Genomic DNA, 13,591 nt, shown 5'->3' on the forward strand with positions numbered 1-13,591 from the left:
CCTAACGTCCCACAGGTCCCTGGGGTGCCGGCTGTGCTGAGGGACCTCACGCTTCCCTCCGTCTCCGAGCTGGCAAATCTTGGGCTCGGTGGGCTGGCTGCGCTGATATTCGGCATTCCGCGCTGGGGGCTTTACGATTCGAACGGACTGCCAGTGCTCGGCTTCGACACGGTGCTGGGTGTTCGGTTTCGAAATGGCGCGCGAATCTCGACCTTCCCGGTGGAGATGGGTACCTTCTCTTCCTTCAACAAGGTGGACACGCCCTATGACGTTGCTCTACGGGTATCACTGAGTGGCGACATGACCTCGAGGGGCGAGCTTCTGGCGAAACTGGAGGAGCTGAAGAGCAGCACCGACCTCTTCACGCTTGTCACGCCTGAGATCGTCTATCAGTCCTCCAACATCGTCGGCTACTCGTATGAGCGCAGCTCTCGGAGCGGGCCCAGCCTACTCATTGTTGAGCTGTACATCGAAGAGGTGCGCCAGACGGCTGTAGCAGATTTCGGGGAGACTGCAGAGCCTGACGGAGCCGAGGAAGAGAGCAACGGTCAAGTTCAGACCTTCCCGGTATCTGACCCTGCGCCGGTTGAAATTTTCGACGTGGCAGATCCGGCGGCAATCGAAGCCGTGCCTCTCGAAGGAGCTATCCAATGAGACAAATCCCCCTTCGGGCGGTGCCGGCGCAGACCTGCAGCGTGGTGCTCGGTGGACAGAACTGCCAAGTGGCGGTCTATCAAAAGTCGACCGGCGTTTTCCTCGACCTCCAAGTGAACCATCAGCCGCTGGCGCTGGCCGTACTGTGCCGCGATCGAGTGCGCGTCGTGCGCGAGCGCTACAGCCCTTTCGTGGGAGATATCGCTTTCGTGGACACGCAGGGGCGAGAGGACCCCGAGTACGCTGGATTTGGTGGTCGGTTCCAACTGATGTACCTGGAAGAGTCTGATCTATGACGTTCGTCAAACGCCGCATCGACGTCACAATCAATCTCGCTGAGGGTGAGTTTGGCGATGACCTTGGGGCCGCCGTGACCCTGCAGGGCTATCGGGTACAGGCAGCCGTGATTGCCTACAACGGTGATGCGCAGTCGCAGCTTCAGCTGCGCATCTTTGGTCTGTCGCAGGACATGATCAACAAGCTGACGGTGATTGGTCCCGTGCTCACCGAACGGCGCAACAACCGAATTTTGGTAGCTGCCGGTGATGTCGGGGAGAGCGCACTGACTGTGGTGTATGAGGGCACGATTGCCCAGGCGTGGGCCGACTACAACCAGGCGCCGGAGGTCGCCTTCAATGTTGTGGCACTGGCCGCCGCGTTCGAAGCCGTGCGCCCGACCAATGCGAGAAGCTACCGCGGCGCGGTCCAAGCGGAATCGGTGGCGGCCGACATTGCTCGGGCGATGGGCGTGGCATTCCAGAACAATGGCGTTTCCGTCACCCTCTCCAATCCCTATTTTCCGGGCACCGCATTCGAGCAACTCAAATCGTGCGCGCGGGCTGGCCGCTTCAACTTCTCGGTTGACCGCGGGGTCCTTGCGATTTGGCCTTACGCCGGGGCACGCGCGTCAGAGCCGATCCTGATCGAGGCGGGCCGAAACCTGGTTGGATATCCGACTTTCACAGGCGGCGGCGTCGAGTTCTCGCTCTTGTACACGCCCCAGTTGGGCCTGGGTGACTTGGTACAGGTCATCAGCGTGGTTGAGGCCGCGCATGGGGAGTGGATCGTCGTCAGTCTGGTGCACCAGCTCGAATCAGAGGTCCCGGGCGGCGGGTGGATATCGCGGATTCTGTGTCAAAGGTCGATCAATGGTTGAGAAACAGTTCGGATATGGCGGGCAGGCTGGGCCGGCGGCGGGGGCGCAGCAGTATGGTGCCATCACCTTCATGGTGGGCCAGATGCTGAATCGTCTCAACACATGCACCCTGGTGAGGGTGGTGGCGGTGACGAACGACGGCGGGCTCTCCCCGGTTGGTTTCGTCGACGTGCAGCCTCTCGTCAACCAGCTTGACGGAAACGGTAACGCTACACCACATGGTGTGCTGCACCAGCTTCCATACTTCCGCTTGCAAGGTGGATCAGATGCCGTGATTCTGGACCCGAAGATCGGGGACATCGGCATGGCCGCGTTCTCCAGTCGAGATATCTCGGCCGTCAAGTCTCGTAAGGTGCAGTCGAACCCCGGGTCCTGGCGCTCCCACGATATGGCCGACGGCATCTATTTCGGCGGCATGCTCAATGGCACGCCTGCGCAGTATGTGCAGTTCCAGCCGGGGGGAATCTCGATCGTGTCGCCGACGAAGGTCACAGTGCGCGCGCCGGACGTCACCGTCGAGGCCACAAGCGTAACGGTGGATTGCTCGACATCGACCGTGACGGCGTCCGCCAGCGCAGCCGTCACCGCGCCTAATGTGGAACTGGGGGCATCCGGGCAGGAGCTTCGCCGACTGATTACTTCGCAGTTTCAGGAGCTTTTCAACTCCCACACCCACCACGAGAACGGCGCAGGATCGGAGACAAACGCGCCTACGCAGGAAATGACCAGCGACCATATGACCATCACGGTAAGGGGAGGCTGATGAACACGCTTCTTTTGGATCGAACGGTCTGGGACCTGGTGCTGGACGCGTCCGGGAACATCGCCATGGCGTCTAACCCATACGCAGTGGCTCAAGACGTCGCGAGTGCCATCAAGCTCTTCCGTGGCGAACTTTTCTACAACACGACCAAGGGCGTCCCTTACTGGTCGCAGATTTTGGGTGAGCTTCCGCCTCTTGCGGTGGTCGTGGGGGGGCTCCGTGCTGCTGCTCTCCAGGTGCCTGAAGTCGCCGACGCACGCCCGACCGTCACCGCCTTCGAGGGGCGGCGCCTTAGCGGCTACGTCGAAGTGACGTTGACCGACGGCTCCACCTCGACCATCACTTTCTGAGGCCATCATGACTACCTCGCAAGTTCCGCGCGTCCAGTTCACGCCGGCCGGCCTCGTGTTGCCTCAAGAATCCGAGATCTTGGCTGGCGTGCAAGCGGATATGGATAATGCCTTTGGGGGTGGACTGAATCCCGCCCTCGAAACGCCGCAGGGCCAACTGGCCAGCAGCACGACGGCCATTATCGGCTCCAAGAACAACGAGTTCGCCTCGTACGTCAATCAAGTGGACCCTTCGTTTGCGGCGGGTCGCATGCAGGACGCGATCGGCCGGATCTATTTTCTAGACCGGAAGCCGGGTACCGCTACCGCGGTTATCGCAACGTGTACGGGGCTCACGGGTGCGACCATTCCCGTGGGAGCGCGCGCGCAGGCGGTAGACGGCAACATTTACATATGCACGCAGTCGGGCACTATCCCGCTCGGAGGCAGTGTCGATCTTCCGTTTGTTTGCTCGGTGAACGGCCCGATCAGCTGCGCGGCCGGCGCGCTGTCCCAGATCTACCAGGCAATTCCCGGGTGGGACTCCGTTCTGAATGCTGACGACGGTACGGTTGGTAGCAACGTCGAATCACGCGCTGAATTTGAACTTCGGCGTCAGCAGTCGGTCGCGCTGAATGCGCGCGGATCGCTGCCTTCGATCTACGCCGCTGTGGCCAACGTCGACGGCGTCATCGACGCCTATGTCACGGAGAACAATGAGTCGGTCGCGCAGGAGATCGGCGGGGTCATGCTCGCGCCGCATTCGATATGGGTCGCTGCTGTAGGAGGCCAAGCGGCTGACATCGCGGAAGCGATCTGGCGCAAGAAAAGCAACGGCGCTGACTACAACGGCAACACCTCGCAGATCGTCCAGGACACGGAGAACTATCAGTACCCGTACCCTTCCTATGTGGTGCGCTGGGAGACCCCCGACGCGTTGCCGGTGTTGTTCCGCGTCGAGATCGCAGCCAATCCGGCGTTGCCATCTGACGTGGTTGCCCAGGTCAAGCAGGCCATCATCGACGCATTCAATGGCGTTGACGGAGGTCAGCGCGCACGCATCGGCTCCATCATCTACGCCAGCCGATTCTACGCTCCGGTGTCGCTTATCAGCCCGGCGCTCTCCATCTTGTCGTTGCTGATCGGAACGAGCACGCCCACGGCGCCGAGCGTGACGGTGAACATCGATCGCCGGCCGACAGTATCGGCTGATGACATTGTGGTGGTCCTCACATGAGCTCTACACCCAAGCCTGGCCTGGTGGCGCGCACCGTCATCAGCCAGTACGCGAATAGCCCGACGCTGGTCCAGTTGATCAACAACATGGACGATTACATCAATCCCGAGGCCGACTTCGACGCGTTCTACGACTACGTGTGGAATGTCGAGACCGCCCAAGGATTTGGCCTCGATATTTGGGGAAAGATAGTCGGCGTTGGCCGAGAGCTCACCATCCCCGGCGAAGAGACGTATCTGGGCTTCGATGAGGCGTTGAGTTGGCAGCCCTTCGGCCAGGCGCCGATGTATGTGGGCGAAAGCCAAACACAGACCTATCGCCTTGCGGACGATGCGTACCGCCGTCTTATTCTCGTTAAGGCCCTGGCCAACATCTCGGATTGCACTAGCCCGAGTCTGAACAGGCTGCTGTCGAACCTGTTTGAGGGGCGTGGGCGGTGCTACGTCTCTGACACAGGTGGCATGCGCTTTCGGTACACATTCGAGTTCAGCCTGTTGCCGTTCGAAGTCGCCATCCTGACCCAGTCAGGCGCTATCCCGAAGCCGGCGGCCGTGCTCGCGGACATCCTTCAAGTCGACATTCCGTCCACCTTCGGTTTCTCTGAAGGCTCCGGCCTACCGTTCGGTCAGGGCGTCTTTTTCACCTCTTCGGGGCTGATCAATGCAAGCCAGTAACGCACCTTCGAAATCTCCCGTCGCCTTTGCAGAAGGCGGCTCCAAGAACACGATTCCTGTGGCGTCGCAGATCGGCGTGAGTCCGGGAGCGGCATCGTTCACGGATGGATTCCCGCCGTTGACCATGACTCCGGTCACGGCAGGCGGGATCCCGCCGTTCGGCCAGGATTTCAATGGCATTCTTTACTTCCTCAGCGCAGCCGTTCGCTGGACGCAGGCTGGTGGCGGCTATCCCTTCGACGCGGCCTTTGTCGCGGCCGTGGGTGGCTACCCCAAAGGCGCTCGCATTCTGAGCAACGACAGCCTGACCATTTGGGTCAGCCAGGTGGACAACAACGCGGTGGACCCGAACGCCGGGGCTTCCGCAAGCTGGCGCGCTCTGGCGAGCCTGACGTCACCCACGTTCTCCGGAACGCCGGCTGCGCCTACGGCGACTGCTGGCACGAACACCACGCAGATCGCCACCACGGCATTTGTGCAGACCGCGCTGGCGGGAGCTAGCACGCCGGCTGGCGCCATGCTGATGACGTTCGCGAATGCTGCGCCGGCTGGGTACCTCAAGGCCAATGGCGCGGCCGTGTCGGTGGCGACGTATCCGGCCTTGGCGGCCGCGATCTACGTAGGAGACGCAAACAACGCTACCACGCTGTGGGGCTACCGCTGCACGGATCCTGCGAACCCTTCGACCACTCGCAGTACGACCGGCGCTTACATCGTGCTGCCCGACGCGCGCGGCGAGTTCTTCCGGGGCTTCGATGACGGCCGCGGTGTCGACGCGGGCCGCGTTTGGGCGGCATGGCAAAAGGCAACTCTGGTCGCGGCCGATAGCACGGGGACGACTTCGCCCGCTGTTCGGTCGGTCATGAACGGAGACGACAACACCGCGGCGTTGATCGGGCGCATTGGCGGTGACTTGGTCCAGGTCTCCGACTACGGATCGCTCGTGTCTTCGTCGACGTCGAGCACGGGCAGCATCGCTTTCGATGCGCAACAGAACTTCGGCACGCGGCCGCGGAACCTCGCGCCGCTCGTGTGCATCAAGTACTAAGGGGATTCCATGGAAAAAATCGTTTCTCAGCTGACCGCGGATGGCTTCTTTCACTCCGCCGTCACCGCCGATGAGTCGCCGCTTGAGCCGGGTGTCTTCTTGATCCCTGGTGGCGCGATTGATGTTGAGCCGCCGAGCGCCGTGAGGGATGGCATGCGGTATGTGCCCGCTGAGGGCGGTGGCTGGCTGGAGAGCCCCGTTCCCGAGCACGCGCTGTCGCGTGAGCAACTGTCCTCGATCGCCCGCAGTGACCGTGATGTCCTACTGGGGGTCGCGGCATTGCGGATCGCGCCGCTTGAGGATGCTGTCGATTTGGGGATTGCGTCCGCGGATGAAACAGATGCTCTCGCCCAATGGAAAGCGTATCGCGTAGCTCTGATGCGTATCGAGCAGCAGCCAGGCTTTCCCGAGACCATCGACTGGCCGGCGGTGCCGCAACAGGACCACTGATCGCCTACAATCGACGCCCACAGGAGGCATGATGATCTCGATAAAAAAAGCCGACCCCTTCACCCCTGCGTTCATTCTTAGCGGCGGGACGCTGAGCGTGCGCCCGGGGCTCGAAGTGTCCGTCGGTTCCTACGTATTCAACGTGTCGACCTACACGCCCGTGGCGCTGCCGACAACGATGGTTGCCGGCACCGACTATGCCGTGTGGGCGTCGCCGCTTGGCTTCGAGGCCTCTCCGAGTTTTGATAGCGCACCGAGCATGGGCGCCGAGATCGTGGGAGGCTTCCACTACGCGCCGGGCGGCAACGCGACCGACGTCAACACCGGAGGGAATGCCACGCCTCAGATCAGCCCGTATTCCATCTGGGACCTGAATTTCCGGCCTCGCTGCGCCAACGCGCGAGGAATGGTTCTCGTGGCCGATTCCTTCTGGACCGACATCTATCTGCTCGGGGTGGACCACATCGTGAACGGCACCAGCCGAAACGGCGTGGTGATCGCAGATGGCGGCGAGCCCCCCCGCCGGCCGTTGACCTGTGGGGGTAACGGTGTTGCCAAGGCAGCGCTGGACTGGTGGATGGCGAACGAAATCATGATCAGTCACGGCAAGAAGCTCTTGTCGTATGAAGAGGCCTGCACGGCATTCTTTGGCGCGCGGGAAGGGGTGCCACGTGGCAATGACCCGGTGACCACCGGGCTTGCCACGACCAACACTGCAAGCTATGCGCATGACTACATGATGACGTCCAAATGGGGCGTCATTCAGGCGACAGGCTGTCAATGGGTATGGGGCCGCGAGCTCGGGTATTCCGTTGGAGCCTCGCCTTATGACGGGTCCCCGCGGACGCCCCAGATCAAGCCGGACTTCTACGCGATGTCGGATAGCCGCGGCGTTCTGATTCAAGACACGGAGACGGCCACTCGCGGCGCGCTGCTTGGCGGCAAATGGAACGCCTCCGTTGGGCAGCCCGGGTCTCGCTGTCTCGACTGGGCCGACGGCGTTCAACTCACGTCGATATCGATCAGTGCGCGCGGCCGTGCCGACCACTGGATTCGGTAGGCCTGGCGCCCGCCAAGCACAGCCCGCTTCGGCGGGTTTTTTTGTCCCTACGTCGGCAATATCCGACTCTCCGGAGATACAGGTGGCAGACGAACACCTCACCGACGCAGTCCTTAAGTCGATGCATGCGAAGCAATCTTCACTCGAGCTACGCATTGAAGACATCGACACACGCCTTGCTCAGATGGAGCAAAACATGGCAAGCAACACTGACGCGACGAAACGCAACGCGGACGCCGTCGAGCAGATCCGGCAGAACACCCAGGACATCATCGACACGTTCCAGGCGCTTACCGGCGGCTTCAAGGTGCTGCAGGGGCTTGGGAACCTGGCCAAGCCGCTGACCTACATCGTGGTCTTTCTCACTGCCGTCTACACGGCATACTCGACGTGGCGGGGGTTCAAATGAAGCTCGGAACCAAAGTCAAGGGCGGCGCTGCTGCTCTCGTAGCGTCCGGCGCCATCGCGATCTTCTCTGGACCTCTCCAGGAGTTCCTCGGCAAGTGGGAGGGCGACGGGCAGAACATCGTCTATGCCGACAAGCTCGCCGGCGGGCTGCCCACGGTGTGCAAGGGCATCACGCGACACACCAGCCCTGCCCCGGTCGTCGTCGGCGACTACTGGTCGCCCGAGCGCTGCGCTGAAGTCGAACGCATGGTCGTGGGCAAAGACCAGCTGAAGCTGGCCCAGTGCATTAATGTGGCCATCAGCCAGCCGATCTTCGACGCACTCAGCAGCCACGCCCACAACTTTGGTGTGCCCAGCACCTGCGCGAGCCGCGCCGTAGGCCTCATCAACGCCGGCCGCTTGGCCGAGGGATGCAATGCTCTGGCGAACGCGCCGGACGGCTCGCCCGTCTGGTCCTTTGTCACTGGGCCGGGTGGGCAGAAGGTTTTCGTGCAAGGCCTGCGCAACCGCAGGCTCGACGAACGCCGCCTCTGTCTCTCGGGGCTGCAATGATTCCGCGCGCGGCCTGGCCGTACCTGATCGGTGCCGCCGTGCTGGCGCTGGCGCTGGCCGGCTGGCGCATCGACCGGCAGCTGTACGGCGCGCGGCAGTATGACGCCGGCGTCGCCACTGAGCGCGCCGCCACGCTCGAGCGCCAGGCGCGCGTCGAGCGCGCAATGCAGGAGGAACGAGATCGTGCTGATGCCAAATACCGCGGTGCCGTCGTGGCGCGCCAGGATGCTGAAAAGACTGCTGCTGCCCAGCGCGCTCGTATTGACGGGCTGCTGCGCGAGCTCGCAGCCGGCCGGCGTGCCGCGGCTGCCGGAGCCAGCGGCGGACCTCATGAAGCCGGCCCCGACTGGATCGGAGTTATTGGGGCGTGTGTCGCGGAATATGAGCGACTGGGCGGAGATGCTGCAGAATGGGCCGACCAAGTGAACGGGCTGCAGGGCTACGTGCGTTCGCTCAAGCTGGCGCCGTAGCGTCCTCCAGGCCCAGTACCAGATCCTTGCCCACCGCGCGCAGGGCGGCGGCAAGCGTATCGATCTTGGTGGCGTGGCCAAGGTTCACGATTCGCGCAACTTCCTGGCGGGGCACGCCCATACGGCGCGAGAGCTCAACCTGGGTGATGCGCTGCCGCACTATCTCGTTGAGCAGCAGCACCTTTGCGTAGGCGCTCGCTGGCAGGTCCACCATCACCTCGCCGTGCTGCGCGGGCGAGGGCGGCGGGACTGCGCGCTGGTCTTCAAAATAGAACTCCATAGCCGTGAGCAACGCGTCCGAGGCCATGGTCTGTGCTTCCTCTTGCGTATCGCCGCAGGTGAGCGCTTCCGGGATGTCGCGGAACGACACCGTAAAGCCGCCGTCGCCGGGTTCAATCAGTGCAGGGTATCGAGCCATAATGTGCATGCGGTGAGGCCTAGCGCGAGTGGGAAGCCCCTTTCGGGGCCTCCCTTTACTTCAGTCCTAGTTGCTTCAGGATTTTCTTCCTCAGCGGCTCCGGAAGCTCTTTGCTTGGGTGCCGGGGAAGGGTGGTCTGTTTTCCCTGGTAGTAGGCTTTCGTGTGGTTTGTGCCCTCTACGAAAGTCACCCCGTGGGAAGCGAGCCACCGTCTGAACTCGCTTTGCTTCACCGCACCTCCTTGTTTCGTTGACAATGGAATCATTGTACGCATAAATGCATACGCCGTCAACAAAAAAGATGCGTCGCTATACGGTCCATTCCAGCCACCAACCTTGGTAGTACCGCTGGTGCATGATCTCCTCCGAGCCCACGAACATCATGGCGCGCCGGCTGCTGTCCATGAAGATCAGGCGCGGGTCGAGCAGGTCGGGCACTGCGGACTTCTCGATCGCGCCGAACTTCTGCAGCCGGTCAAGGGTGAGCCGGTTCTCCATCCTGGACAGCGCCTGGTTGTTCATGGCGATCAGGCGCACTTCGGCCGGGATCGGCTCGGGCCAGCTGGCGCGCTCGAGCTTCTTTCCAAGGTGGTGGGTGAGGGTGACGGTGCAGGTCCTATGCATGGCGATCAACTGGATATGCGTCCAGTGTAATGCCTAGACCAGGGATTGTTATGGCAGAAAATCCCCACACAGTCGCCAGAATGCAAAAAGCCCGCATCGCTGCGGGCCTTGATTTGCTTGGAGGCGCAAGCCGGAATCGAACCGACGTACACGGATTTGCAATCCGCTGCATAACCACTCTGCCATTGCGCCGGCAGTTCACAAGAAAAAAGGAAGCGCGGCATAAGCCAGTTGCTTCCCTTTTTGATGTTTGGAGCGGGAGACGAGTCTCGAACTCGCGACCTCAACCTTGGCAAGGTTGCGCTCTACCAACTGAGCTACTCCCGCAGATTTCACTTTTGGATTCGCGCCTTTGAACTTCCTTGACCCGTTGGTGGGCATGACGTGCATGCTGGGGTCTGGCTCGATGTCCGGATCACGGATTTCTCGTTTCAGTGCCGTTTTTCAGGCAGCTGCGTGATCAGCGAAGAAAAGAATTATACATGTTTTTTGGATTTGTGCTCAAGTCGCGCGAAAGCCGCATCGATTTCTTCGGCCCCCACATCCCGCACGATGAGGATGAGGGCGCCTGCAAGGGCGCCTGCAAGGGCGCCTGATGGGGCACCTGCTGCGGCGTTTGCTCGAGCGCCGGCTGGACCGCCAGCCGGGATGCCAGACGGCGCATCAGCAGCGCCGCCGGCCACACCGGCAGCGGGGGGCGTGCCATCTCCCGCTGCGTCGTCCGGCGTGCCCGCCGGCCGGGCCAGCGGCTCGGGATGCGAGAACACATGATGCACGCCATGCACCGCGCGCACGGTGCCGTCGTTCCAGCGCAGCAGGCCCTTGGCGCGCAGCAGGCGCTCGCCCAGCGTGCGCTGCATGTGCCGGACCCAGGCGGCGTAGGTCTCCCAGTCCATCGGTTCGGCCGGCTGGCGCCACGCGTACGACACGATGCCATAGCGCAGCACGTGGGCGATCGGCGTGGCCGGGGCGCCGCCGGCCGGCACGGCGTCGAGATGGCGCGCCTGCAGGTTTTCGAACAGGCGCGGCGCGGCGTCGGCGCGGTTGGCCGGTGTGATGCACTGCACCGGCGCGGTGGGGTTGCGCGCGGCGAGCGCGTCGCCGATGGCCGCGATCGCGGCGGCGTCGGCCTGGTCGGTCTTGGTCAGCGCGATGCGGTCGGCGATGGCGATCTGGGTGGCGGCCTCGCGATAGTCGGCCAGCGTGGCCAGGCCATGCAACGCGTCCACCGTGGTGACCGCGCCGTCGAAGCGGTAGTGGCGCGCGATCAGGGGATCGGCCGCCAGCGTGTTGATGACCGGGCCGGGATCGGCCAGGCCGGAGGTCTCGACCACCACCCGCGCGAACGGCGGGATCTCGCCGCGCTGGCGGCGGTAGAAGAGCGACTCGAGCGTGTCCTGCAGCGAGCTGCTCGACGCGCAGCACAGGCAGCCCGAGTCGAGCAGCACCACGTCGGTGTCGTCGGCCTGGCCCACCAGCACGTGGTCGAGGCCGACTTCGCCGAATTCGTTGATGATGACCGCGGTGTCGGCGAAGGCGGGGCTGCGCACCAGCGTGGACAGCAGCGTGGTCTTGCCGCTGCCCAGAAAACCGGTCAGCAGCACCACCGGCAGTGCGTTCGCCGAACCGCTCATGGCCTCAGGCCGCCGGCGCGGGCAGGCCGCGCAGGTAGTCCTGCACCTCGGCCGACGGGATCACGTCGGCATACTTGCAGTTGAGGTCGAACAGGCTCATGGCGTGGCTGGACTGGAAGCGGTCGAACGCCGCCTCTTCGGGAATGATGACCTTGAAATTGTACGAATAGGCATCGACCGTCGTGGCGCGCAGGCAGCCCGACGAGGTGCAGCCCACCAGGATCAGCGTGTCCACGTCGAGGAAGTTGAGGTGGCTCATGAAGATCGTGCCGAAGAAGCACGAGGGCTTCTGCTTGGTGATGCGGATGTCCTGCGGACGCGGCGCCAGCGGCTCCACCGTCTGCGTGGCGTGCGTGTCGGCCAGCACGGTCTTCTCGCCGCCGCGGTGGTTCTTGCCCACCTGCACGCCGCTGTCCAGCAGGTCCGCGCGGCGGCCGCTCTCGGTGTAGAACACCGGAATGTTCTTGTCGCGCGCCAGTTCCAGCAACGGCACGATGTGCGCGACCGCTTCCCAGGCCTCGCGGCCGCAGTGCGTGCGGTATTGCTTCAGGCCTTCGAGAATGTCTTCGGGCTTGTCGCCGCAGAAGTTGTACTGCACGTCGATGATGAAGAGGGCCGGGCGCTTGCCGAAGCCGCCGCGCTTGCCGTAGCCGGCCTGGGCCAGCACCTGCTTGTCGCGCTCGGTCAGAAAGTCGTCCCAGATCCGTTTCTTGGTTTCGCTCATGTCGGTTCCTGTATGCGTCAGAGTCGGTTCAGATAGCGTCCGCCGGGTTGGGCGCGCGCTGCGTCGGTGATGCGGCCATCCTGGGCCACGGTGCGGCCGCGCACGAAGGTGCGTACCGGCCAGCCCTTGAGGGTCATGCCCTCGTAGGGCGAGTAGTCGGCGTGGGATTCGAGCGTGGCGGGATCCACGGTGCGTTCCAGGTCGGGATCGACGATGACCAGGTCGGCGTCCTTGCCCACCGTCAGACTGCCCTTGGACGGCATGCGATAGATCTCGGCCGCGTTTTCGCAGGCCACCTTCACCAGCGTCTCCAGCGGCACGCCGCGGCGGTGATAGCCCTCGTGCAGCAGGATCGGCAGCATCAGGCCGGTGCCGGGAAAGCCATTGCTGGCGGTCCAGATGTCCTTGTCCTTGGTGACGCGCTTGCGCGGCACGTGATCGGTGCCGATCGTGGTGATCGAGCCGTCGAGCACGCCTTCCCACATCGCCTCGACGTCGGCCTGGCCGCGCACCGGCGGATTCACCTTGGCGTAGGTGCCGGCGGGCGACTCGTCGTTCAAGAACAAATAGTGCGGGCAGGTCTCGACATGGATCGGCGGCGCGTTGTGGGTGCGGCGGTGGCGGCGCGCCTCGTCGAGCGCCTCGCGGCTGCTCAGGTGCACGATGTTGACGGCAGCGCCGACCTTGTTGGCGAAGTAGCACACGCGGTGCACGTTCTCCGCTTCGAGGAAGTCGGGGCTCTGCTCGTTCCAGGCCTTCAGGTCGTCGCGGCCGGCGGCGCGCAAGGGATCGCGCAGCACCGGGATCACTTCGACGTTTTCGCAGTGCACGCCCATGATGGCGCCGGGAATGGCGGCCGTGGCGCGCAGCGCCGAATAGAGCAGGCCGTCGTCGATGTCGGTGAAGCCCTTCGACAGTCCGGCGGCGCCCTTGTACATCATGTAGAGCTTGTACGAGGTCACGCCAAAGCGGCGCGAGATCTCGGCCAGCGTGTCCACGTGCAGCTGGCTCGTGATGCCGAAGTGAAAGCCGAAGTCCACGCAGCTCTGCGACAGCGCGCGGGCGTGGGCCGCGTCGAACGATTCGCGGATGTCGGCCGAGCGATGGAACGACAGCACGGTGGTGGTGCCGCCCAGCGCGGCGAAGCGCGATTCCGTTTCGAAGTCGGTTTCGGGCGAGCCGAAGCCGAAGTGCACGTGCGGGTCGATCAGGCCGGGCAACACCCAGCGGCCTTCGCAATCGACGGTTTCGCGCGCGGCCAGCGTTTCGCCGTGTGCGGCGATCACGGCGATCCGGCCGTCGCGCACGCCGAGCACGCCGTCGGTCAGGCCGTGGCCGGGCAGCATCAATCGGGCATTGGTCAGTACGAGATCCAGCATGGCAGTTCCTGC

19 protein-coding genes and 2 tRNA genes are annotated in these 13,591 nt (G+C 63.5%); 13 read left to right on the top strand and 8 right to left on the bottom strand.

Annotation, left to right across the window (positions count from 1 at the left end):
• The first annotated feature begins 33 nt into the window (after positions 1-33).
• The 13 genes from CEG14_RS05730 to CEG14_RS05790 all read left to right on the top strand — a co-directional run bounded on the left by CEG14_RS05730 (position 34) and on the right by CEG14_RS05790 (position 8,801).
• On the top strand, positions 34-654 hold the full coding sequence (locus CEG14_RS05730; protein WP_143277173.1) for a phage baseplate protein: 621 nt from the start codon (positions 34-36) through the stop codon (positions 652-654).
• Entirely contained in the window at positions 651-950 is a 300-nt protein-coding gene (locus CEG14_RS05735) for a phage baseplate plug family protein (protein WP_094825412.1), read from the top strand. Before CEG14_RS05730 ends, CEG14_RS05735 begins: the two co-directional genes overlap by 4 nt.
• The gene (locus CEG14_RS05740; RefSeq protein ID WP_094825413.1) at positions 947-1,810 is read left to right on the top strand and encodes a baseplate hub protein; all 864 of its coding nucleotides are present in this window, start codon (positions 947-949) and stop codon (positions 1,808-1,810) included. Before CEG14_RS05735 ends, CEG14_RS05740 begins: the two co-directional genes overlap by 4 nt.
• Positions 1,803-2,573, top strand: a complete 771-nt coding sequence (locus CEG14_RS05745; RefSeq protein ID WP_179280546.1) for a Gp138 family membrane-puncturing spike protein — start codon at positions 1,803-1,805, stop codon at positions 2,571-2,573. The genes CEG14_RS05740 and CEG14_RS05745 overlap by 8 nt, the downstream gene beginning before the upstream one ends.
• Positions 2,573-2,923: a hypothetical protein gene (locus CEG14_RS05750; RefSeq protein WP_094825414.1), complete on the top strand. Its 351-nt coding sequence runs from the start codon at positions 2,573-2,575 to the stop codon at positions 2,921-2,923. Before CEG14_RS05745 ends, CEG14_RS05750 begins: the two co-directional genes overlap by 1 nt.
• Before the next feature lie 7 nt (positions 2,924-2,930).
• Positions 2,931-4,139 carry a baseplate J/gp47 family protein gene (locus tag CEG14_RS05755; protein ID WP_179280547.1) on the top strand — a complete coding sequence of 403 codons (1,209 nt, stop codon included), beginning with the start codon at positions 2,931-2,933 and terminating at the stop codon, positions 4,137-4,139.
• A complete protein-coding gene (locus tag CEG14_RS05760) occupies positions 4,136-4,813 on the top strand; it encodes a DUF2612 domain-containing protein (RefSeq protein ID WP_094825416.1) in 678 nt (225 codons plus the stop codon). The genes CEG14_RS05755 and CEG14_RS05760 overlap by 4 nt, the downstream gene beginning before the upstream one ends.
• A complete protein-coding gene (locus CEG14_RS05765; protein ID WP_094825417.1) occupies positions 4,800-5,861 on the top strand; it encodes a phage tail protein in 1,062 nt (353 codons plus the stop codon). Before CEG14_RS05760 ends, CEG14_RS05765 begins: the two co-directional genes overlap by 14 nt.
• A 9-nt stretch (positions 5,862-5,870) precedes the next feature.
• Positions 5,871-6,311, top strand: coding sequence for a tail fiber assembly protein (locus CEG14_RS05770; RefSeq protein WP_094825418.1), 441 nt, complete (start codon positions 5,871-5,873; stop codon positions 6,309-6,311).
• A 28-nt stretch (positions 6,312-6,339) separates the two neighbouring features.
• Positions 6,340-7,371, top strand: coding sequence for a phage major tropism determinant (locus CEG14_RS05775; protein WP_094825419.1), 1,032 nt, complete (start codon positions 6,340-6,342; stop codon positions 7,369-7,371).
• An 82-nt stretch (positions 7,372-7,453) separates the two neighbouring features.
• Positions 7,454-7,780: a hypothetical protein gene (locus tag CEG14_RS05780; RefSeq protein ID WP_094825420.1), complete on the top strand. Its 327-nt coding sequence runs from the start codon at positions 7,454-7,456 to the stop codon at positions 7,778-7,780.
• Entirely contained in the window at positions 7,777-8,331 is a 555-nt protein-coding gene (locus tag CEG14_RS05785) for a lysozyme (protein WP_094825421.1), read from the top strand. Before CEG14_RS05780 ends, CEG14_RS05785 begins: the two co-directional genes overlap by 4 nt.
• Complete coding sequence (locus tag CEG14_RS05790) at positions 8,328-8,801, top strand: hypothetical protein (RefSeq protein ID WP_094825422.1); 474 nt, start codon at positions 8,328-8,330, stop codon at positions 8,799-8,801. Before CEG14_RS05785 ends, CEG14_RS05790 begins: the two co-directional genes overlap by 4 nt.
• Here the strand turns inward: CEG14_RS05790 and CEG14_RS05795 are convergent.
• From CEG14_RS05795 to CEG14_RS05830, 8 genes are all read right to left on the bottom strand, one after another.
• Positions 8,785-9,219, bottom strand: a complete 435-nt coding sequence (locus CEG14_RS05795; RefSeq protein ID WP_094825902.1) for a type II toxin-antitoxin system HicB family antitoxin — start codon at positions 9,217-9,219, stop codon at positions 8,785-8,787. The genes CEG14_RS05790 and CEG14_RS05795 overlap by 17 nt on opposite strands.
• 55 nt (positions 9,220-9,274) lie before the next feature.
• A complete protein-coding gene (locus tag CEG14_RS05800; RefSeq protein WP_306437025.1) occupies positions 9,275-9,493 on the bottom strand; it encodes a type II toxin-antitoxin system HicA family toxin in 219 nt (72 codons plus the stop codon).
• A gap of 34 nt (positions 9,494-9,527) precedes the next feature.
• Complete coding sequence (locus CEG14_RS05805; RefSeq protein WP_256985589.1) at positions 9,528-9,842, bottom strand: hypothetical protein; 315 nt, start codon at positions 9,840-9,842, stop codon at positions 9,528-9,530.
• Between the two features lie 118 nt (positions 9,843-9,960).
• Positions 9,961-10,034: transfer RNA gene (locus CEG14_RS05810), tRNA-Cys, on the bottom strand.
• Between the two features lie 59 nt (positions 10,035-10,093).
• Positions 10,094-10,169: transfer RNA gene (locus CEG14_RS05815), tRNA-Gly, on the bottom strand.
• A gap of 149 nt (positions 10,170-10,318) precedes the next feature.
• Positions 10,319-11,476, bottom strand: a complete 1,158-nt coding sequence (locus CEG14_RS05820) for a CobW family GTP-binding protein (RefSeq protein WP_094825424.1) — start codon at positions 11,474-11,476, stop codon at positions 10,319-10,321.
• Between the two features lie 4 nt (positions 11,477-11,480).
• Positions 11,481-12,200: an isochorismatase family protein gene (locus CEG14_RS05825; protein ID WP_094825425.1), complete on the bottom strand. Its 720-nt coding sequence runs from the start codon at positions 12,198-12,200 to the stop codon at positions 11,481-11,483.
• 17 nt (positions 12,201-12,217) lie between these two features.
• The gene (locus CEG14_RS05830; RefSeq protein ID WP_094825426.1) at positions 12,218-13,579 is read right to left on the bottom strand and encodes a dihydroorotase; all 1,362 of its coding nucleotides are present in this window, start codon (positions 13,577-13,579) and stop codon (positions 12,218-12,220) included.
• Positions 13,580-13,591 lie beyond the last annotated feature (12 nt).

The sequence above is a fragment of the Bordetella genomosp. 1 genome, from assembly GCF_002261335.1.
GTDB lineage: Bacteria > Pseudomonadota > Gammaproteobacteria > Burkholderiales > Burkholderiaceae_B > Bordetella.

Coding starts and splice junctions, on each gene's coding strand:
- CEG14_RS05765 (WP_094825417.1), top strand. CDS start 4,800: ATGCAAGCCAGTAACGCACCTTCGAAATCTCCCGTCGCCTTTGCAGAA.
- CEG14_RS05755 (WP_179280547.1), top strand. CDS start 2,931: ATGACTACCTCGCAAGTTCCGCGCGTCCAGTTCACGCCGGCCGGCCTC.
- CEG14_RS05820 (WP_094825424.1), bottom strand. CDS start 11,476: ATGAGCGGTTCGGCGAACGCACTGCCGGTGGTGCTGCTGACCGGTTTT.
- CEG14_RS05760 (WP_094825416.1), top strand. CDS start 4,136: ATGAGCTCTACACCCAAGCCTGGCCTGGTGGCGCGCACCGTCATCAGC.
- CEG14_RS05745 (WP_179280546.1), top strand. CDS start 1,803: ATGGTTGAGAAACAGTTCGGATATGGCGGGCAGGCTGGGCCGGCGGCG.
- CEG14_RS05830 (WP_094825426.1), bottom strand. CDS start 13,579: ATGCTGGATCTCGTACTGACCAATGCCCGATTGATGCTGCCCGGCCAC.
- CEG14_RS05735 (WP_094825412.1), top strand. CDS start 651: ATGAGACAAATCCCCCTTCGGGCGGTGCCGGCGCAGACCTGCAGCGTG.
- CEG14_RS05750 (WP_094825414.1), top strand. CDS start 2,573: ATGAACACGCTTCTTTTGGATCGAACGGTCTGGGACCTGGTGCTGGAC.
- CEG14_RS05825 (WP_094825425.1), bottom strand. CDS start 12,200: ATGAGCGAAACCAAGAAACGGATCTGGGACGACTTTCTGACCGAGCGC.
- CEG14_RS05775 (WP_094825419.1), top strand. CDS start 6,340: ATGATGATCTCGATAAAAAAAGCCGACCCCTTCACCCCTGCGTTCATT.
- CEG14_RS05740 (WP_094825413.1), top strand. CDS start 947: ATGACGTTCGTCAAACGCCGCATCGACGTCACAATCAATCTCGCTGAG.
- CEG14_RS05785 (WP_094825421.1), top strand. CDS start 7,777: ATGAAGCTCGGAACCAAAGTCAAGGGCGGCGCTGCTGCTCTCGTAGCG.
- CEG14_RS05790 (WP_094825422.1), top strand. CDS start 8,328: ATGATTCCGCGCGCGGCCTGGCCGTACCTGATCGGTGCCGCCGTGCTG.
- CEG14_RS05800 (WP_306437025.1), bottom strand. CDS start 9,493: ATGCGTACAATGATTCCATTGTCAACGAAACAAGGAGGTGCGGTGAAG.
- CEG14_RS05805 (WP_256985589.1), bottom strand. CDS start 9,842: ATGCATAGGACCTGCACCGTCACCCTCACCCACCACCTTGGAAAGAAG.
- CEG14_RS05770 (WP_094825418.1), top strand. CDS start 5,871: ATGGAAAAAATCGTTTCTCAGCTGACCGCGGATGGCTTCTTTCACTCC.
- CEG14_RS05795 (WP_094825902.1), bottom strand. CDS start 9,219: ATGGCTCGATACCCTGCACTGATTGAACCCGGCGACGGCGGCTTTACG.